The organism is Chryseobacterium populi (assembly GCF_000282115.1).
Lineage (GTDB): Bacteria > Bacteroidota > Bacteroidia > Flavobacteriales > Weeksellaceae > Chryseobacterium > Chryseobacterium populi.
In genome coordinates this window covers 1-21055 of the sequence record NZ_AKJY01000069.1, presented here as the reverse complement: position 1 = coordinate 21055, position 21055 = coordinate 1, and the positions used below count along the sequence as shown (strand labels likewise).

The following is a 21055-nucleotide window of genomic DNA, read 5'->3' as shown; positions in this document are numbered from 1 at the left end:
TATAAAAAAGTCTCACAGAGTATTCTGTGAGACTTTTTTTTGTTATATACCTAATCAATTTATTTTATTTAAACCAACGAAAACCTTCTTATCTTTTGTGGGAAATAAAATCAAAATTTACCTTAAAATTTAATTAAAAGTATATGAACGTCTTTTATTGTTCATTCAATTTCATAAAAAATTTCGTTAAATTCGTATAAAATATATTTTTGATGAATATTCTTTTATTGGAAGACGACCTCATTCTCTCAGCAGAATTATGCAAATTTTTGGAATCAAATCATTTTATGTGTGATAAAATTTATGACGGTGAAACCTTTCTTCGCCAGATTAAAAACAATACCTACGAATTATATCTGCTGGATATCAATGTTCCGAAAATAAACGGTTTGGATGTGTGCCAGACCATCCGTTCTTTCGACAAAAATACTCCAATCATTATCATTTCGGCTTACGGAGACCTTTCTGATAAAAAAGATGCCTTTACAAGACTTGCTGATGATTACCTGGTAAAACCTTTCCAGTTTGAAGAATTACTTTTACGTATGAACTCTTTATTGAGAAGAAAAGTACCTTCGGATAATGTAGATCAGGATATTATCAGAGTAGATGATCTGATCATCAATAAGACGGAGCATAAAGTTTTCAGAGGCGGAAATGAAATCGCCCTTACCCTGAAAGAATTTCAGCTGTTGGTTTATCTTGCGGAAGCACAGGGAAGGACAGTTTCAAAACAGCAGATCACAGAACATGTCTGGGAACATAATTTTAATACCAATACCAATACGGTGGAAGTATATATTAATTTCCTGAGGAAGAAGATCGATAAAGATTTTAAAGTTAAACTGATCCATACGCGTTCAGGATTCGGATATTATTTAAGCCCTTTGTAAATGTCTTTAAAAAGAAAGATTGCCCTTAATTTAAGTATTGCCTTTTCACTGCTCTTTGGTATTGTTATGGTGATTATTTATATGTCTTTTAATGATTTCAGAAGAGATGAATTTAAAGAAAGGTTCAGGCAAAGACTTGAATTTACTTCTCATTTTATTTCCAAGTCTAAAGATTTTGAAGAAGAGGCACCGCTTTTTTTTAATGAAAACTCAGACAATATCCTGTTAAATGAGACGATTTTAATCTTTAATAGCCAAAAAGAATTAATCTATAGTACCATAAAAGATAAAAATGTTACCTGGGACGCAGAGCTATTGAAAGAGCTGGACGAGAAAAAAATTATTTACAGTGAAAAGACAGTTCCTGAAATATATGCTGCTTTAAGGAATATCCATGGAGAAAACTATTATATTCTTACAAGCGCTTTCGATAGCAACGGAAAATCAAAACTGGCTTACCTTAAATACCTGTTGATTACGGCCTATGTGATGAGTGCGCTGCTGATCGGTATTTTCAGCTATTATTTTATGGGGCAGTTCCTCAGGCCGCTGGAAGATCTGAATAAAGAAATTTCAGAAGTTACAGCTCATAAATTAACAACTAAAATACCGGAAAAAGATTCCAGGGACGAAATCAGCATCCTGGCAAAATCTTTCAATACTATGATTGTAAGATTAAATGATGTATTTCAGTCACAAAAAGACTTTACGGCAAGCGCTTCTCACGAAATCAGAACACCTATCACAAGGATGGCCTTTCAGTTGGAAAACCTGATCAAGCTTGAGCAGCATTCACTCGAAACATTGTCTTCCCTAAAACAGATCCAGCAGGATGTATATCAGTTATCGGATTTAACCAATTCCCTGTTATTGCTTACTAAATTCGATAAAGAAAATATCCAGAGCCTGTATGGGGATGTGAGGATTGATGAAGTAATATTCGGATCTTTTGAAATTGTGGAAAAAAGCTATCCGAGCCTGAAAATGGATTTCCAGATCTCTGAAGACACTTCTGAACAGGCTTTTTTAACAATAAAGGGAATATCATCATTGCTGGAAATTGTATTTATTAATCTGTTTAAAAATGCAGCCATCTATTCAGATGATATGGAAATGGATGTTCTGATTACTGAAAATATTTCGATACTGATTGTAGACGTTATTTCCCACGGAAATATCATTTCGGAGGTGGAGCAGTCAAAATTATTTGAAGCTTTTATGAGGGGGAACAATTCCCAAAATATTTCAGGCTCCGGACTGGGGCTTCGTATTGTCAAAAGGATTTTAGAATATCATGGAGCTGATATTGTTTATTCCTCTCCCTCTGAAAATACCAATAAATTCAGTGTGATCTTCAAAAAATAATTTTCAGCGCTTTTATAACCTTGAACATTACAGGGAAAAACAAATTGGATTTTTCCTAGTATTTCAAGATAAGCGAAGCGGCTTTGTATATCTTAATATTTTTTAAGATTAAAACCATTGTCTATCCTTGCGATAAATCTAAGAACGATTAGAAACTTTTCAGCCAAATATTTCCCACAAAGAAATACAAAGCTAACGCTCACAGTTTTTAAGATTAGGTTAAACAAAGACGTAAACTTATCAAAGAAAAACAAATTGGATTTACCCTAGTATTTCAAAGATAAGCGAAGCGGCTTTGTATATCTTAATATTTTTTTAAGATTAAAACCATTGTCTACCGTTGCGATAAATCTAAGAACGATTAGAAACTTCTCTGTCAATATTCCCCACAAAGAAATACAAAGCTAAATTCTCATATTTTTTAAGATTAAGTTAAAGAAAGATGTAAACTTATCAAAGAAAAACAAATTGGATTTACCCTAGTATTTCAAAGATAAGCGAAGCGGCTTTGTATATCTTAATATTTTTTTAAGATTAAAACCATTGTCTGTCCTTGCGATAAATCTAAGAACAATTAGAAACTTTTCAGCCAAATATTTCCCACAAAGAAATACAAAGCTAACGCTCACAGTTTTTAAGATTAAAGTCTTGTCTACCCTTATGATAAAAAATTAAACTTTTAATTAATTTTATCAAAAAGTATCTCAATAACCTTAATTCTTTCAACATTCTCAATAGTTTAAAATAAAATTTAATATTTTTTTAAGCCCACTTTAAGCCCATTTTAATAGTATCTCGGCAATTTTGTAGCATGAAAACTGAAAGAATGGACAAAATTGCAGGACTGTTTGTTGTCATTTCCTCATTCATGGCGGCGCAACGGCAGATGTCGCTTCAGGATTGTGAAAGTACTTTTCAGGCTAACAATCTTCAACTGCTTGCAGAACAATACAATATCAATATGACAGATGCTGATATTTTGCAGGCTAAAATCTGGGAACTCCCACAAATAAGTGCACAGATCAATGCTTATAATCCTGAGGGAAAAAAAGTATTTGATATAGGCCATGCCAAAGGAGCGGAAGTTACCCAACTGATTTATATGGGTGGCAAAAAGAAAAACGAAATTGCTTTTGCAAAATCCAATAAAGAACTGGCCCAGCTTCAGTTTTCTCAGCTTCTGGTTGACCTTAAAACCCAGCTTCATACAACATATTATAATCTTTACTATGAAAAACTGAAACTGGAGAATACCAATAAGCAATTAGGATATATGAATGATCTTCTGAGTGCTTATAGAATACAGTCTGCAAAAGGAAATGTTTCACTTAAAGACGAAGTGAGATTACAAAGTATTGTCATCCAGTTGAACAATGATAAACTGGGAATCAATAAAAATATTCTCGGATTTCAGCAAAATTTAAAAATTTTAACAGGGATTACGGAAGATATTGAACCGCAACTTTCGGAGCTGGAAGCCAAAGAAATTTTGGTTGCACAGCCTTTCGGGGATGAAGAAGAATTAAAAAGAAAAGCATTGGATAATAATGCAGACTATCAGTATAATTTAAAACTGATTGATAACAGTAAGCTATATTTCCAATGGCAGAAATCCCTGAACGTTCCGGATTTAAATGTCGGAGCCGGGTGGGATCAGAATGGAGGAACCTTTAAAAATGAAATGAACCTTATGGTAGGAATTCCTTTGCCTCTATGGAAAAGTAATCAGGGAAATGTAGAAAAAGCCAATTATGCCATTCAGCAGAACCAGAAAAATGCAGATTATCAGAAACTGAATCTTGAAACCAAAGTACAATCCGCTTATCAGACCTGGAAAAACCAATATGACCAGTTCGCAGAAATAAAAACCACAGACCTTGATAATATGGATATGGTATACAATGGGATGCTTAAAAATTTCAGAAGCGGGAATGTGAGCCTGATAGAATTTACAGACTTCATGGAAAGCTACCGGCAAACTGCTCTTCAGATCTACGATATGAAAAACGAAATCATGCAGTCGGCCGAACAGCTCAATCAATTAGTACAAACGAAAATCTTCTATTAACATGAAAAAAATTATAATTGCTCTATGGGTAGCCTTTTCGGTTTTATCCTGCTCGAAAAAAGAGGAAGTGAAAGTACCAAAGCCTAAAGGATTTGAGCTGAGCAATACAATGCTGAAATCTATTTCTTTAGCAAAAGTTGAAAAAAAATACATTGTAGATGATTATAGTTTTTACGGAAAAATATCTGCGGATAAGAACAGCTATATTGATGTTTATCCTTTAGTTGGCGGAAATGTTCTGAGTGTTAATGTAGAATTGGGTGATCATGTGAAAAAAGGACAGGTTTTAGCAACGATCAGAAGCACCGAGCTGGCCGAAGTACAAAAAGATGTAAGTGATGCCAGAACAGATCTGGTGGTTGCTCAGAATAATCTGAGGGTAGCTAAAGAAATGTATGAAGGAAAACTGAATACCGAAAGAGATGTGCTGGAAGCCAAAAGCGAATTGCAGAAAGCTCAGGACCAGATGCAGCGCGCAAGTGCGGTAAGTACGGTTTATAGTGTAAAAAACGGTAATATTTATAGCGTGATAGCACCCATCAGTGGATATATCGTTCAGAAAAATATTAATAAAGACATGCAGCTGAGAAGTGACCGGAGTGATAATATTTTTGATGTGGCCAATACGACCAATGTTTGGGCAATCATGAACGTTAATGAATCAGACATCGATAAAATAAGCCTTGGAATGAGAGCCCAGGTGTCTACATTATCTTATCCGGATAAGGTCTTTGAAGGAAAAATTGATAAAATTTTTAAAATTATCGATCCTGAAACCAATGCTATGCAGGCAAGAGTAGTACTTGATAACACCAGCGGCTTATTAATTCCGGAAAGCAAAGCAACCATAAAAGTTTCAAGTTCGGAAAATGCAATGGCCCTGGCTGTTCCCTCCAAAGCAGTGATATTTGATGATAACAGAAGTTTTGTAGTCGTTTTCAAATCGAGAACAGACCTTAAGGTTAAAGAGATAAAAGTATTAAAACAGGTTGGTGATATTACCTATATTGAGGGTCTGTCTGAAGGCGAGCAGATCATGACCAATAATCAACTGCTGATTTATCGCTCCCTGAATAATTAAAAACCTATTGAAACCATTAAGAAGTTTGACAAGTTAAAATATTAGAATGCTTAAACTCTTTAATGGTCCGGTAAATTCTGGGTTTAAAATAATTTTCTTTCAACGGCTTTTTTAGGTCATCAATTTAATCAGTCATGAATAAATTCATTAAAAATATAATTGCTTTTTCACTTAAAAATAAAGCATTCACTTTTATCTGGGTAGGCATCCTGGCGATTTCGGGGTTCATAAGCTTCAAGAATATGCCCATTGAAGCTTTCCCTGACGTTACTAATACTCAGATCGTAATCATTACCCAATGGAATGGGCGGAGTGCAGAAGAAGTCGAACGTTTTGTAACAACGCCCATCGAGCTGGCCATGAGCCCGGTGCAGAAAAAAACAAGTGTGAGAAGTACTACCATGTTTGGGCTTTCCATTGTTAAAATCCTGTTTGATGACGGGGTGGATGATACTTTTGCCAGAAATCAGGTCAATAACCAATTAAGAACCGTAAGCCTTCCAGATGAAGTAGACCCTGAAGTACAGCCACCTTACGGGCCCACCGGAGAAATTTTCAGATATACTCTCGAAAGTAAAACAAAAGATTCCCGGGAATTGTTAACCCTGCAGAATTGGGTTATAGACAGAGCATTGAGAGGTGTTCCGGGAGTAGCAGATATTAATGTTTTCGGAGGGCAGGATAAAGTTTTTGAATTAAGTATCGATCCCAGGGCTCTTGATAAATATAATCTGACTCCGCTTCAGGTGTATGATGCCATTACAAAAAGTAATCTTAATGTAGGGGGCGATGTGATTGAAAAGAATGGGCAGGCATATGTAGTACGGGGAATCGGTTTGGTGAAATCCGTAGCAGATATTGGAAATATTACTATTCAGAATGATAGCGGAAACCCGGTTCTGGTGAAAAATGTAGCTGAAGTACATGAAAGCTCGATGCCGAGAGTTGGACAGGCCGGATTAAATCATCATGAAGACACGGTAGAAGGGATTGTAGTCATGAGAAAAGGGGAAAACCCACGCGAAGTTCTGGTAGGTGTAAAGACCAAAATCAAAGAGCTTAACGAAAAGGTTCTTCCTAAAGATGTAAAAATGGTTACTTTCTATGACCGTGATAACCTGATGGACTTTACCACTCATACCGTGATGCATAATCTTATTGAGGGAATTGTATTGGTAACGGTCATTGTTCTGATTTTCATGGCAGACTGGAGAACAACATTAATTGTTTCCATTATCATCCCATTATCATTACTGTTTGCTTTTTTATGCCTGAAACTGGCAGGGATGAGTGCGAATCTACTCTCATTAGGAGCGGTTGACTTCGGGATTATCATCGATGGAGCCGTCGTCATGGTAGAAGGACTCTTTGTAATGCTCGATCATAAAGTTCATAAATATGGTCCGGAAAAGTTTAACAGGCTGGCGAAAGGAGGATGGATCAAACAGACGGGAACTGGTTTAGGAAAAGCCATTTTCTTTTCAAAGCTGATTATCATCACTTCTCTGATTCCTATTTTTTCATTCCAGAAAGTGGAGGGTAAAATGTTTTCCCCCTTAGCCTTTACATTAGGGTTTGCATTAATCGGAGCCTTGATTTTTACACTGACACTTGTTCCGGTTCTTTCCCATCTCCTTTTAAATAAGAATGTAAAAGAAAAGAGCAATCCTTTTGTCAATTTCTGGGACAGAATGGTATTGAAAGGGTTCAACTATACTTTTAAACATAAAAAAGCGAGTTTAGTTATCGCCATTTCTTTCCTGGCAGCCACTTTATTCTCAGGGAAATTTTTAGGCACGGAATTTTTACCGCAGCTGAATGAAGGCTCGCTTTGGATCACTGCAGAAATGCCGATGAGCTCTTCACTGAAAGAATCTTTAAAGACAGCGGATCTTCTCAAAAAAGATATAATGAGCTTTCCTGAAGTGACGGATGTTCTGGCCCAGACGGGACGCAGCAATGACGGAACAGATCCCAACGGATTCGGATTTGTACAGTTTGCCGTTAATCTTAAGCCTAAAGAAGAATGGAAACGAAACATCAGTTATGAAGAATTGATAGAAGAGATTGATAAAAAGCTCAGAAGTTACCAGGGAATTACCTTCAATTATTCACAGCCGATCTCTGATAACGTAGCGGAAGCTGTAGCCGGTTTTAAAGCCGAGAATGGAATTAAAATTTATGGGGATAATTTGCAAACACTCGATCGGTTGGCAGAAGAAGTGTTAAAGCAGATCAAAGATGTGGAAGGAGTAAAAGATCCCGGGATTATTAAAAATATAGGCCAGCCGGAAGTAAGTGTTGTATTGGACAGGGATAAGATGGCAGCTTATGGAGTGATGCCGGCAGATGCACAGGCAGTTCTTGAAATGGCTTTCGGGGGCAAAACCGCTTCAGAAATGTTTGATGGCGAAAGAAAATTCCCGATAAGGCTGCGCTATTCCCAGGAATACAGAAAAGATGAAAATGATATTGCTGCCCTGATGGTGCCCACACAAGACGGTGCAAAAATTCCTTTAAAAGAAATCAGTACCATCGTTAAAGATAACGGAGCGGCTTTCATTTACAGGGATGATATCAAACGGTATATCGGGGTGAAATTTTCTATCCGTGACAGAGATTTGGGAAGCACAATTGCCGATGCCCAGAAAAAAGTGGCAAAAATTGAACTTCCGGATGGGTATTCCATTGGATGGACAGGGCAGTTTGAAAACCAGCAGAGAGCCTCCCACAGACTGACGCAGGTAGTTCCTGTGAGTATTCTGATGATCTTCTTCCTGCTGTTTATCCTGTTCGGAAATATGAAAGATTCACTTCTGGTACTGGCTAATGTACCTTTTGCACTGATCGGAGGAATTATTGCACTTCATGTGACAAGAATGAATTTCGGAATATCAGCGGGAGTAGGAATGATCGCATTGCTGGGAATCTGTATTCAGAACGGAGTGATCCTGATCACCGAATTCCATCAGAATGTCAGAAACGGATTGCATTTAGATCAGGCCATATTAAACGGAGTGAAATCGAGAACCAGACCGGTGATCATGACAGCTTTAATGGCTTCCATAGGGCTTTTACCGGCAGCCTTATCTACAGGAATAGGATCGGAGTCTCAGAAGCCTCTGGCCATTGTCATTATCGGGGGCCTCATTACAGCAACGAGCCTTACTTTATTAATCTTCCCGATCATCTTCTGGATCTTTAACAGAACTTCAAAATCGGAGCAAATCTGATTGTTCTTTCATTTATATTCTATCTAAGGAAGCCTGAAATAAACTATATTTCAGGCTTTTTATCAAAAGGTTTTCCAATTTTTTTTTCAATCGGGAAATTTGTGTAAATTTGCACTTCAATACTTTGAAATAGATAAGGCTGTCATTATTTGAATTTTGATATTGATTTTTTTTTGATAAAAAGGTTTTGGTATTTAAAAATTCATTATATTTGCACACCGAAAATTTGAATAAACAATAAATAAATAATTTAAATCATGGCAAAGGAAACGTTTAATCGTAACAAACCACACTTGAACATTGGTACTATTGGTCACGTTGACCATGGTAAAACTACTCTTACTGCTGCAATTAGTGCTGTATTGGCTAGTAAGGGTCTTGCTGAGAAAAAAGACTTCTCTGCGATTGACTCTGCTCCAGAAGAAAAAGAAAGAGGGATCACTATTAATACTGCTCACATCGAATACGAAACTGTAAACAGACACTATGCTCACGTTGACTGTCCAGGTCACGCGGATTATGTAAAGAACATGGTAACTGGTGCTGCTCAGATGGATGGAGCTATCCTGGTATGTGCTGCAACTGATGGACCAATGCCTCAAACTAGAGAGCATATCCTACTTTGCCGTCAGGTAAACGTACCAAGAATCGTTGTTTTCATGAACAAGGTTGATATGGTGGATGATGCTGAGCTTTTAGAGCTTGTTGAATTAGAACTTAGAGATTTATTATCTACTTACGAATATGACGGAGATAACTCTCCAGTAATCCAGGGGTCTGCTCTTGGTGCTCTTACTGCAGCTACTGAAGGTAAATCTGATGACAAATGGTTCAAAACTGTTGAAGAATTAATGGAAGCAGTTGATACTTGGATCGAGCAACCGGTAAGAGATCAGGATAAGCCATTCTTGATGCCAATCGAAGACGTATTCTCTATTACAGGTAGAGGTACTGTAGCAACTGGTAGAATCGAAGCTGGTGTTATCAATACAGGTGATCCTGTTGATATCGTTGGTATGGGTGATGAAAAATTAACTTCTACAATTACAGGGGTTGAGATGTTCAGAAAAATCCTAGACAGAGGTGAAGCTGGTGATAACGTAGGTCTATTGTTGAGAGGTATTGAAAAAACTGACATCAAGAGAGGTATGGTTATCGCTAAGAAAGATTCTGTTAAACCACACAAAAAATTCAAAGCTGAGGTTTATATCCTTTCTAAAGAAGAAGGTGGACGTCACACTCCATTCCACAACAAATACCGTCCTCAGTTCTACGTAAGAACTACTGACGTTACAGGTGAGATCTTCTTACCAGAAGGTGTAGAAATGGTAATGCCTGGTGATAACTTAACAATTACAGTAGAATTGTTACAACCAATCGCTCTTAACGAGGGTCTTAGATTCGCGATCAGAGAAGGAGGTAGAACAGTTGGTGCTGGTCAGGTTACTGAAATCTTAGAATAATTATCTAAATAATAATAAAGCTTCCGCAGGGAATCTCTTGCGGAGCTTTTATCTACGGGCATCGTCCAATGGTAGGATACCGGTCTCCAAAACCGTTGATCAGGGTTCGAATCCTTGTGCCCGTGCAAATATAAATTATGAGTTCATTTGTTGATTTTTTAAAAGGTTCTTATAACGAATTCAGACATAAAGTTGAATGGCCAAAATGGTCTGACTTGCAATCGTCTACAATTGTGGTAACTGTTGCTACTGTGATCCTGGCATTATTTACCTTTGGAGTTGATGAATTGTTTTCAAAAGCAGTCAGCAACATAATAGGAATGCTAATTAATGTGTTCAACTAAAAAAGTATTTTCCCATAATGAGCGAATTGAAATGGTATGTGCTGAAAGCAATCAGCGGACAGGAAAATAAAGTGAAAAACTATATTGAGACAGAAATCAAACGTTTAGGGTTTGAGCAGTACGTTACTCAAGTGGTTATTCCTATGGAAAAGGTGATTCAATTGAGAAACGGTAAAAAAGTTCCGAAAGAAAAACCTTACTATCCAGGTTATTTGATGGTTGAAGCAGATTTGATGGGAGAGATTCCACATGTCATTAAAAATATTCCGGGAGTTATTTCTTTCTTAAGTTTAACAAAAGGAGGAGATCCTGTTCCGATGAGAAAATCTGAAGTGAACAGAATGTTGGGAAGAATGGATGAACTTTCCGAATTTGCAAGTGATGTTGAAATTCCATTCATTGTTGGAGAAAACGTTAAAGTAATTGATGGGCCTTTCAACGGATTCAACGGAACAGTAGAGAAAATTCTTGAAGATAAAAAGAAAATCGAAGTTTCAGTATTAATCTTCGGGAGAAAAACTCCAATGGAATTAAGCTATATGCAGGTAGAAAAAATATAATAATATATTACAATAATATATTGAGCCACTCTTTGAGTGGCTTTTTTTATGAACTGAATTCTTCTTTAGGATGTTTGTGTTGGCTTTATATTTTTATATAAATAGCTTTGTTTTTAAGTTTATTTTAATCGATAACATCTTTATGGCATATTTTTTGTCAGTAAAGAGCAGAATAGTTATTTTTTTCTTATCTGATCTGCATCAACTTGCACAAGTGGGAATGTGCACGCATTAAATCGGCTTCGGAATAATTTAATTATTTAATAAACACAAAAACAAACACACCTTCAATGAATAAAATTATTTCGGCAGTGCTGTTCACCAGCGCTATTGTACTCGCGCGTGCGCAAACCGGTAATGTAGGAATCAATACAACTACCCCAGAAAAAGAATTATCGGTCAATGGAACCATGAAAACATCAGGAATGTTTTTCAAAGATCCGATAGAAAAATTAGGAAAGGATGAAAACTATACTTTCATTATCAAATCTCCGGCTCCTGAAAATAAAATTACGGCTTACAATGATTCTTTTGTACCTAATTCTCCGGCTCCTATCAACCTTATCCAGTTTAAAATTACCTGTGATGCCTCAGATAAAGACTGGGTAAATGAATTTGACACCAAAATCAATGCAAAGAAATTCCTTGTTGTTATTTCTTCCTTTGGGTTTACACAACCTGTGAGAACCTATTCGGCAGACTGGCTTACTCCGGTTCCCCAGATCTATGCATATAATACCAATGGAACATGGAAACTTAAGGCAGACTATCAGGGATTTGCCCCGGATTCTGCACTTCCTGCAGGAATCTGGACACTTAATTTATTGGTCTTTGACAGATCATACGCAAAAGAAATCAACTCTACACAGGCATTGGGAGCTTCTACTACCGGTGCAGCTGCGGCCCCTTTAATTAAATAAAAAAACAGACTCAATAATGAAAAAATTAACCACACTTTTTTTTGTGGCCTGGGCTTTTTTGAGTACCAGTGCACAAATTGGAATAAATACGACAACTCCCCTGGGTACACTGGATGTTGTTGGCGGAACATTGGTAGAATCTTATCTGATTGATACGACCAACTCAACAGCGACGGGAAATTATTTTTTACTTACCCGTTCTAAAGATACTACTCCTGTGGGAAAAGTTAAGATGCTTGATATATCCCTCCGTAATGTTGCTCCCGTCAATACCTATACTATCATTTTGAAAAATGTAAAGCAGGATGAAGTCATTAATCTGAATACCGGGCTTGATACCAATAAATATGTTGTTGCTATTACAGGTGCGGTTTTTAGCAATGCAATATCAGCAGCTAATACTTCAACCACACCGAAGTCTTTTGGTGCTTATTCTACAGAAATAACTGAAGTTTTAAGTGGAGGTAATACCTATCACGGAGTTAATCTGGCTTTTAAAGGGGCAGGAACAGTATCTTCCCAAAACGGGACCTGGACGCTTACCCTGAATGTTTTTGAGAAATCATTAATCAAAGAATGGGGTACATTTACCGGTTCTGTCTCAGCTTCGGCTTCACCAGGATATTCAGGAGTTTCAACCAATACGCCTGTAGGGCTTCAATAAAAAATTATGGAAAGAAAAATTTATAGTATAATCATATTAATGCTGGGGATATTTTTGAATGCCCAGAAAGGTAAAGTAGGGATCAAAACAACCAATCCAACTGAGACCCTTGATGTAAACGGAACTTCATATACCAATTCTCTGTTTCTTAGAAATCCGGGTGAACCTAGTATGACAGGGGGACATTTTTTGGCTACCTCTGAGAATTCATTACAGATTTACGATCCTAATCTGGAAAGCAGCGGATTATTTAATTACATCAAACTTTCACTTACCGGAGTTTCTGCTTCAGGGATTACAGATTACGATACTAAAATCGATGCGAACAATTTTCTTGTGGTAGTTCATAATTATTCATTCAAGCTTAATGACGGGACTACAAATGTCGCTCTTGATTATGGAGATAATGGGATAAATGATAACAGGCAAGGTTCTCCGGATGTAATGGCTTTCAAAAGTAACGGGACATGGCATATCAAAGCAGGTTTTACCAGTAGTAGGCTTATTGCCCTTACTTCGGCTAATCCGCCAAGAACCTATAATAATTTTACAGTTGATCTGTACCTGATGGCTTACAAAAGATTAATCACAAAACAAAATATCAGTGACAGTACGGTTGATCTTGGAGGAACCGATGGATCAACTCAAACAATCAGCAAACCTTCAGGATTTTAAATTACCTGAACCCATCAATAAAAAAATTCACATCAATAGGTGTGGATTTTTTGTTGACGTATTATTAATTATAATGTGTTTTTTAGTGTTTTAAATAATGCTAGTAGGCATTCATATCTCTCCCAATAATAGTTTTGTTTCCATAAGCAGGGCATATAATCATGTGACGGATCGAACAACGATTACCATTCCTGAACTGAGCCCGGGAGAAGGAGTGATGCTCAAAGTGGTAAGATCAAACTCAACACTTCTCCGATGTGGTACAGATCATGAAAACCTTATTACCTACAACGGAAAATAATCTGATGAAGATATTTAATTTTAAATTGAATGATAATAAATTTCTAAAAATCAACACTATCCGTTTGCTATTTCAAAAATATTTTATAATTTTGCAGTCCGAAAAGTAGGTTTACTTAATGTGAGAATGGGTAACCTGCTGAATAATAATGCTTCCAAACTCATTAATTATTCAAATTTAAAAAACAAAAAATGGCTAAAAAAGTCTTTAAAATGGTAAAACTTCAGGTGAAAGGTGGCGCTGCCAACCCTTCTCCACCAGTAGGTCCGGCTTTGGGTTCTGCAGGTGTGAACATCATGGAGTTTTGTAAACAATTTAACGGAAGAACTCAGGACAAGCCAGGGCAAGTTTTACCTGTAGTAATTACAGTATACGAAGACAAATCTTTTGAATTCGTTATTAAAACTCCACCTGCAGCAATCCAGTTAATGGATGCGGCTAAGATCAAAGGAGGTTCCGGAGAACCAAACAGAAACAAAGTAGGTTCTGTATCTTGGGATCAGATAAAGAAAATCGCTGAAGACAAAATGGCAGACCTTAACTGCTTTACAATGGATTCTGCTCTTTCTATGGTTGCAGGGACTGCTAGATCTATGGGATTGAGAGTAACAGGAACTAAACCAACTAACGCTTAAAACTTAGAGAAATGGCAAAATTAACAAAAAAGCAAAAGGAAGCTTTAAGCAAAGTAGAAAAAGGAAGAATTTATAACCTTGAAGAGGGTTCTGCTCTTGTAAAGGAAGTAAACACTGCAAAATTTGATGCTTCTGTAGATATCGCTGTAAGATTGGGGGTAGATCCAAGAAAAGCAAACCAAATGGTAAGAGGAGTAGTATCTCTTCCTCACGGAACAGGTAAAGATGTTAAAGTTTTAGCTCTAGTAACTCCGGATAAAGAAGCAGAAGCTAAAGAAGCTGGTGCTGACTATGTAGGTCTTGACGAATATTTACAAAAAATAAAAGATGGCTGGACAGATGTTGACGTTATCGTTACAATGCCGGCTGTTATGGGTAAATTAGGACCTTTAGGTAGAGTATTAGGACCAAGAGGTTTAATGCCAAACCCTAAATCAGGAACTGTAACAATGGAAATTGGTAAAGCAGTAACTGAAGTGAAGTCAGGTAAAATTGATTTCAAAGTAGATAAATATGGTATTATCCACGCAGGTATCGGGAAAGTATCTTTTGATGCTGATAAAATCAGAGAAAATGCTCAGGAATTAATCCAGACATTGATCAAAATGAAGCCAACTGCTGCTAAAGGAACTTATGTAAAAAGCATTTATTTGTCTTCTACAATGAGTCCGGGTATTGCAATTGATACTAAATCTGTAAACTAATATAAATCCTTAAGACAATGACAAAAGACCAAAAAGTTGTAGCAATACAAGAGATCAAAGATTTGCTTCAGGATGCAAAAGTAGTATACGTAGCAGATTTAGAAGGGTTGAACGCTGCTAAATCTTCAGATTTCAGAAGACAGGCTTTCAAACAAAATATCAAAGTAAAAGTAGTTAAAAATACACTTTTACAAAAAGCAATGGAGCAAATTGACGGAGTAGATTACTCTGAAATGTTCCCGTCTTTCAAAGGTAATTCAGCATTAATGATTGCTGAGACAGCGAATGCTCCTGCAAAATTAATCCAAGGGTTCAGAAAGAAAGAAGAAAAACCGGCTTTGAAGTCTGCTTATCTTCAGGAAACTTTCTATGTTGGTGACAATAACCTAGACGCGTTGGCTAACATCAAGTCTAGAGAAGAAATGATCGGTGAAATCATAGGATTACTTCAGTCTCCAATTCAGAGAGTTGTTTCTGCTCTTCAGAACAAACCTGAAACAGTAGAAGCTAAAGCTGAAGAAGCTGCACCTGCTGTAGAAGAAACCCCTGCTGCTGAAGCTCCGGAAGCTCCTGCTGCAGAAAACACGGAAGAAACTCCAGGTGCTGAATAATTACACTCAAAAAATTAAATAAATAATCAACAAAAACATTACAACAATGTCAGATTTAAAAAATTTAGCTGAAACGCTAGTAAACTTAACAGTAAAAGACGTAAATGAATTAGCTACTATCCTTAAGGATGAGTACGGAATCGAGCCAGCTGCTGCTGCTGTAGTAGTTGCTGCAGGTGGTGGAGAAGCTGCTGAAGAAAAAACTGAATTCGACGTAATTCTTAAGTCTGCAGGTGCTTCTAAATTAGCTATCGTTAAATTGGTAAAAGATTTAACTGGTGCTGGTCTTAAAGAAGCTAAAGATATCGTAGATGGTGCTCCTGCTCCAATCAAAACTGGTATCTCTAAAGACGAAGCTGAAGCTCTTAAGAAGCAACTTGAAGAAGCTGGTGCTGAAGTAGAATTGAAATAATTCAATTTACCTTTAAAATATGAAGCCTGAGCAATTTGCTCAGGCTTTTTTGTGTTTTAATTCATTGAAAAAGAGTGTGTTATTTGCAACAGTAATTAACTATTTTTATTTTAAAATCATTAATATTCGTTTATAATTATTTATTATTCATTTTAATTGTGTATTTTATGAATAGTATTTGTTAATTATTATTATTATTTTATATATTTTTTTTAATAAAATATGGTTTAATTTGAAAATTATATTATATTTGCATTTGAAAAACACACAAACATACTTTGAAAAGAAACTACTTTCGTTTCCGGGATTATGATTCCGCGGCTCTTATAAGCATGCTGATAATAATCAGGAAAAATCTAAATATACAGATATGGTCAGCGGAAAATAAGCCTGCTGGCGGGTTCTCCTGTAATAACAAACAAAGCTTTAAGGATATATATAATAATATCGCAATTCATATTGTGAAGAGGTTTGGCTTTTCAAATAAGTTAATTGCCGATGTAAAAGCTGTTCCTGAATCTGAAATAAGCAATTATTCTGAAAAAGGAATATTACTAAGAAGAACTGTGTACACAGAACTGTCTTAGATGATGAAAAAATTAAAAAAACTAACCGTAATCCGATGAAAAAAACACACAAGCAAAATCAGTTTTAACTAAAAAAGTGAATTATTTAATCGTTCAAAATGCTCAAGATGGGATTGGGAATATTTTGAATTATTTTCACTACTGATAAGATCGGTTTTGAGCTTATACAGCCTTCTCAAGACTCATTGATTTATCAACTTCTTTTGACGAAAACAATCTCGATTTCACTTGTTAAAAAGTGAAACCGTTATGATTTTGTCCTTTTTAAAAAACACACAAAAAACAACAAATATCATTTAAAATGAAGAACAAATTATTCGGACTACCTGTGCTTTTTTTTGCCGGATTTCTGGCAAACGCTCAAGTAGGTATTAACACAAATCAGGGCCGGGCTACACTGGATGTTGTAGGATTTCCTGCCACAGCAAGTAAATTAGATGGAATTATTGCACCAAGACTTACAGGAGATCAGTTGAGAGCAAAAACATATACATCTGCTCAAACGGGGGCTATGGTTTATGTAACTGCTGCTGATACGGCTCCGGCAGGCCAGACAGTCAATGTGACGGCTTCAGGTTATTATTATTTCGATGGAACAAGATGGATCAGAAATTCTTCAGGGAGTGGATCAGGAACCTTGACGGGATTTTCTTCAGGTAATTTATCGCCGTTATTTACTACAACGGTAACAAATCCGTCGACAAATCCATCATTGGCATTTAATCTTAACAATGCACCTGCCAACTCTATTTTTGGGAATAATACGGCTTCTGCCACGGCTCCATCTTATTTTCAGGCTTCTGCATTGCCTTTGAGTGGAGATGTTGCCGGAACTTTAGGAAATACAACAGTTCTTAAAATTAATGGGTCACCACTCGGGAATACTTCAGCTGCTGTTTTAGGACAGGTTTTAATGTTTGATGGTAATAATTGGGTGCCAATGATGCCAGCTGCACAATCTGCAGATTGGAAAATTACCGGTAATTCAGGGACTATTGCGACAACGGCTGCCTTAGGAAGTACAATTTCATCAGGAAATTTTATCGGAACTACAGATGCTCAGAATCTGGTATTCAGTACAGGAAATACGGTAAGAGGCATTCTGGATGTTAACGGAAACCTGAGAGGAGGTAATGTGAATACTTCTGGTCCTTATGCTTCTTTTGCCTGGGGCTCAAATAATACATTGTCAAACAATACATCTTCTAACATTGCTTTAGGAAAAGATAATACGGTAGCAGCGCAGGGTGCTAACTTTCCGGGTGTAGCCATTGGAGCAGCAAATACCATCGCAAACGGGGCAAAAGCAATAGGGAACTCCAATTTTGCAACAGGAGCAAATACCGTTGTATTAGGAAATAATAACGGGACATCCGGTGTGAATGTCAGCGGGATCAATGTAGGGAATTCAAATACTAATTCAGGGGGATTTGTTTTTGGAACCGGAAATACGGTAACGGCTAATAACTATGCTTTTGGTAATGCCAATACGGCAAGTAGTGCAGCAAATGCTATAGCAATTGGTATAAGCGCAAATTCTGTGATCGCCAATCAGACTGTTTATGCCAATACCACCCATACCTTTTCAGGACAAGGGAATATAGGAAGTGTACTTACGGATGTGGGTATCAATATGACTCCAAGTTCTACCAATATTGCCGATCTGGAAGTAAGTAAAGGGGTTCTGATAAAACCGGCAGCAACAAACCCTCCTGCATCAACAGACTGTAATGCAAGCAATGAAGGAACGATTGTATATGGTAAATCCGGTACTACGGGAGCTTTCTATGGCTGCAGGCAGACTGCAGGGGCCTATTCATGGCAAAGTTTATAAAGTAAACACAAACTCTAACATAAAAACAAACTAAAAATGACAAAAAAATTATTCGGGAAACTGACAGTATTACTAATGATATTGGTAGTATCTGCAGTCGCTTTCGGTCAGGGGTATACCCCGATAAGAGGGATCGGGGTAGAAGCCAAGCCTGTAAACGGAAGCGGAATTTGCTTAGCATGCTACAACGGGAGCATGAATCCTGTTATCGATGCCAGTCTTGATAACAGTGTGAGTATGGGTAGCTTTGCTACTTTGGTAAGCGGAAACGGTATTTCTGTGAAGAATACCAATATCACTTATCCTGCAGGTTATATTACAGGTTTTAATGTAGACTTGGGAACTAGCGTAATTACGGCAAGCTTTTTAAGCGGATTAAGAATCAGTACCTATAAAGCAGGAGTTCTTCAGGAATCTTCAACAAGTACAAGTTTACTGTCTGTTCCTGCTTTCGGAGGAACGAAAACAAGAATTTTCTTACATTTCAAAACAGCTAAGGCGTTTGATGAAGTAAGATTGTACCAGGTAAATGTGCTTTCTGTTTTCAGTGCACTTAATGTGTATTATGCATTTGCTTTTGATCCGGCTAAGGTACCGACAGATAATAACGGTATCTGCGATGATATCATTGCGGGTAGTGGTGTAGACGGAAACGTATCAGGAAGCAGCAGCTTTTTAGCGCCTCTTTCCTACGTTGCAAACAGAGAAAAGATTGGTGATGGAGATAAAAATTCTTACGGTTCAATTGTTTTACCGGCAGGATTGTTAGGATCTTATTCCGTGGGAGTTCTTGATAAAAATCAGGTATATCCATCCGGTAACAGAGCAGGTTTTGTTATTGAACCTGATGATCAGGGTAAACTATTGAGTGCAGAATTTTTAAAGAATATCACGATTGAAACTTATTTATTCGGACAGCTGCAGGATTCTAAAAATTTATCTGACGGAGGCGGGCTGATTAATATTAAAGTATTGAGATTTGGCTCCAACAAACAAAAAATTTCACTTACCACTACAAAACCTTTTAATGAGATAAGATTAAAAATAACACAAACCGTAGGAGTGAACTTTGGAGCATTGAAAGTATTCTACGCATTTGAAGAACCCCAGAGTTGTGATTGTAACGAATATATTCAGACGTCCGGAACTTCAAGATTAGGAGATATTGTACCGGGTGCATCCTGGACAGGAGCTACGGGAACTATTTTCGGGCTTACAAATATTACCAACACAGGAAATGTTGTAGATACCAATGTTTCCAATTTTGCAACGGTAAATTTTTCCCCGATTAATTTATTGACTCCAACAGTTAGGCTTACGGTAAAAAGCAATACCGGAGATTATCCTGCAGGAACCTTTGGAGGTTTTACTTTGACAAAGAGCGCTAATTTGTTTACCATTAATGCACTTGACCATATAACGGTGACTTTTTATAAAGGAACAATGGTAACTGAATCTAAAACTTCCGGCGGATTATTCAGCGGGCAGTTCTTTACTACGGCTTCAAACCAGTTTTATGTAGGATTTACTGCAACAAAAGCATTTGACAGAATGAAGATTGAAATCAATCCGGGGATTGGGATCACGCTTGCACAGCAATATTATATTTATAACGCATTTGTTCAGCTTGACGATGATAAAGATGGCGTACCTAATTGTAATGATAAATGTCCGAACGGAGATGACAATATAGATAATAACGGAAACGGGATTCCGGATTGTGCAGAAGGATGTACGGCAGTTAATGATAAATCTCCTACAATGGACGCTGATGGCGATGGTATTCCTGATGCGTGTGATGGTGACTCTGATAATGACGGTATTCCTGATGCTCTGGAAGATCTTAATCATAATGGGAAATTTGATGATGACGATGTGGATGGCGACAGTTTAATCGTTCCTGTATTAGGAGACGGTGTTTCAAGTTATCTTGATCTGGACTCTGATAATGACGGTATTTTAGATTTATTTGAATCAGGTATTCCTGTTTCGGTAATCAACCAGATTGATACGGATCATAACGGGGTTATTGATGCGAATGTACCTGTAGGAAGCAATGGTATTCCTGATATCTTGGAAACTTCACCGGATTCAGGAGTGATGAAGTATCCTTTATTAAACACAGATGGCGATGAAAAGCCGGATTTCGTTGATTTAATATCCAATGGAACAGATTATGACCTGTATACCATCGGAAAAGATAACCTGGATGATCTTGGAGGTGGATTCATTTCAAGGATCGATGATGCTGATATGGATGGTATCCAGGCAGTTGTAGATAATGATCTTGTAAAAAAAGGGTCTCCGGGCTCTCCACTTTCTCCGTATGCTTCTTTGGCTAAAAATGGTGGTGATATGACAACATCAAAGGTTTCTGAAATCACGGCTGTAGCAAAAGACATTAAAGTATATCCTAATCCTGTAAAAGCAGGTGAAAATCTTTATATCAAATCTGAACTTAAAGAGGAAGGAATTTATACCATGTTCTCTGCCCAGGGGCAATTGATTAAATCAGGCAAATTCACAGGAGATACTGAGGTTGGTACATCTTCATTACCTACAGGAATGTACATCATTAAAGTTGAGACAAAATCAACTGTGAAATCTTATAAAATTATTGTTAAATAATTTTTCTATTTATGTTTTTACTGAGAGGCTGTCTCAAAAGTGAGACAGTCTTTTTTTTATGCTCAAAAAGAAAGGAA

Annotated in this window: 19 protein-coding genes and 1 tRNA gene; all 20 read left to right on the top strand. The window is 37.0% G+C overall.

The window, feature by feature from the left end:
• Nucleotides 1-212: 212 nt before the first annotated feature.
• Nucleotides 213-893, top strand: coding sequence for a response regulator transcription factor (locus PMI13_RS15810; protein WP_007845497.1), 681 nt, complete (start codon nucleotides 213-215; stop codon nucleotides 891-893).
• Nucleotides 894-2258, top strand: a complete 1365-nt coding sequence (locus PMI13_RS15805; protein WP_007845496.1) for an ATP-binding protein — start codon at nucleotides 894-896, stop codon at nucleotides 2256-2258.
• Nucleotides 2259-3084: 826 nt separating this feature from the next.
• The gene (locus PMI13_RS15800; RefSeq protein ID WP_007845494.1) at nucleotides 3085-4326 is read left to right on the top strand and encodes a TolC family protein; all 1242 of its coding nucleotides are present in this window, start codon (nucleotides 3085-3087) and stop codon (nucleotides 4324-4326) included.
• A gap of 1 nt (nucleotide 4327) precedes the next feature.
• Nucleotides 4328-5407, top strand: coding sequence for an efflux RND transporter periplasmic adaptor subunit (locus PMI13_RS15795; protein ID WP_007845492.1), 1080 nt, complete (start codon nucleotides 4328-4330; stop codon nucleotides 5405-5407).
• Nucleotides 5408-5541: 134 nt separating this feature from the next.
• The gene (locus PMI13_RS15790; protein ID WP_007845490.1) at nucleotides 5542-8640 is read left to right on the top strand and encodes an efflux RND transporter permease subunit; all 3099 of its coding nucleotides are present in this window, start codon (nucleotides 5542-5544) and stop codon (nucleotides 8638-8640) included.
• A gap of 257 nt (nucleotides 8641-8897) precedes the next feature.
• Nucleotides 8898-10103: an elongation factor Tu gene (gene tuf, locus PMI13_RS15780; protein ID WP_007845488.1), complete on the top strand. Its 1206-nt coding sequence runs from the start codon at nucleotides 8898-8900 to the stop codon at nucleotides 10101-10103.
• Between the two features lie 54 nt (nucleotides 10104-10157).
• Nucleotides 10158-10228 (top strand) — tRNA-Trp (locus PMI13_RS15775).
• Between the two features lie 12 nt (nucleotides 10229-10240).
• Nucleotides 10241-10447 (top strand): preprotein translocase subunit SecE, encoded by a 207-nt coding sequence (gene secE, locus PMI13_RS20740; protein ID WP_007845486.1) that lies wholly within the window; start codon nucleotides 10241-10243, stop codon nucleotides 10445-10447.
• A gap of 17 nt (nucleotides 10448-10464) precedes the next feature.
• Complete coding sequence (gene nusG, locus PMI13_RS15770) at nucleotides 10465-11007, top strand: transcription termination/antitermination protein NusG (protein WP_007845485.1); 543 nt, start codon at nucleotides 10465-10467, stop codon at nucleotides 11005-11007.
• A 290-nt stretch (nucleotides 11008-11297) separates the two neighbouring features.
• Nucleotides 11298-11927 carry a hypothetical protein gene (locus PMI13_RS15765; RefSeq protein WP_007845474.1) on the top strand — a complete coding sequence of 210 codons (630 nt, stop codon included), beginning with the start codon at nucleotides 11298-11300 and terminating at the stop codon, nucleotides 11925-11927.
• A 16-nt stretch (nucleotides 11928-11943) separates the two neighbouring features.
• Nucleotides 11944-12591, top strand: a complete 648-nt coding sequence (locus PMI13_RS15760; protein ID WP_007845472.1) for a hypothetical protein — start codon at nucleotides 11944-11946, stop codon at nucleotides 12589-12591.
• Nucleotides 12592-12597: 6 nt separating this feature from the next.
• Nucleotides 12598-13266 carry a hypothetical protein gene (locus tag PMI13_RS15755; RefSeq protein ID WP_156104495.1) on the top strand — a complete coding sequence of 223 codons (669 nt, stop codon included), beginning with the start codon at nucleotides 12598-12600 and terminating at the stop codon, nucleotides 13264-13266.
• A gap of 97 nt (nucleotides 13267-13363) precedes the next feature.
• Complete coding sequence (locus PMI13_RS21245; protein ID WP_007845467.1) at nucleotides 13364-13567, top strand: hypothetical protein; 204 nt, start codon at nucleotides 13364-13366, stop codon at nucleotides 13565-13567.
• A gap of 191 nt (nucleotides 13568-13758) precedes the next feature.
• The gene (rplK, locus tag PMI13_RS15750; RefSeq protein WP_007845465.1) at nucleotides 13759-14202 is read left to right on the top strand and encodes a 50S ribosomal protein L11; all 444 of its coding nucleotides are present in this window, start codon (nucleotides 13759-13761) and stop codon (nucleotides 14200-14202) included.
• Between the two features lie 11 nt (nucleotides 14203-14213).
• Complete coding sequence (gene rplA, locus PMI13_RS15745) at nucleotides 14214-14906, top strand: 50S ribosomal protein L1 (RefSeq protein ID WP_007845463.1); 693 nt, start codon at nucleotides 14214-14216, stop codon at nucleotides 14904-14906.
• A 17-nt stretch (nucleotides 14907-14923) separates the two neighbouring features.
• The gene (rplJ, locus tag PMI13_RS15740) at nucleotides 14924-15517 is read left to right on the top strand and encodes a 50S ribosomal protein L10 (RefSeq protein WP_007845455.1); all 594 of its coding nucleotides are present in this window, start codon (nucleotides 14924-14926) and stop codon (nucleotides 15515-15517) included.
• A 46-nt stretch (nucleotides 15518-15563) separates the two neighbouring features.
• The gene (gene rplL, locus PMI13_RS15735; RefSeq protein ID WP_007845452.1) at nucleotides 15564-15929 is read left to right on the top strand and encodes a 50S ribosomal protein L7/L12; all 366 of its coding nucleotides are present in this window, start codon (nucleotides 15564-15566) and stop codon (nucleotides 15927-15929) included.
• A 278-nt stretch (nucleotides 15930-16207) separates the two neighbouring features.
• Complete coding sequence (locus PMI13_RS15730) at nucleotides 16208-16516, top strand: hypothetical protein (protein WP_034670740.1); 309 nt, start codon at nucleotides 16208-16210, stop codon at nucleotides 16514-16516.
• 301 nt (nucleotides 16517-16817) lie between these two features.
• Entirely contained in the window at nucleotides 16818-18350 is a 1533-nt protein-coding gene (locus tag PMI13_RS15725; protein ID WP_007845451.1) for a hypothetical protein, read from the top strand.
• 36 nt (nucleotides 18351-18386) lie between these two features.
• The gene (locus PMI13_RS15720) at nucleotides 18387-20978 is read left to right on the top strand and encodes a T9SS type A sorting domain-containing protein (RefSeq protein ID WP_007845449.1); all 2592 of its coding nucleotides are present in this window, start codon (nucleotides 18387-18389) and stop codon (nucleotides 20976-20978) included.
• Nucleotides 20979-21055: the final 77 nt, after the last annotated feature.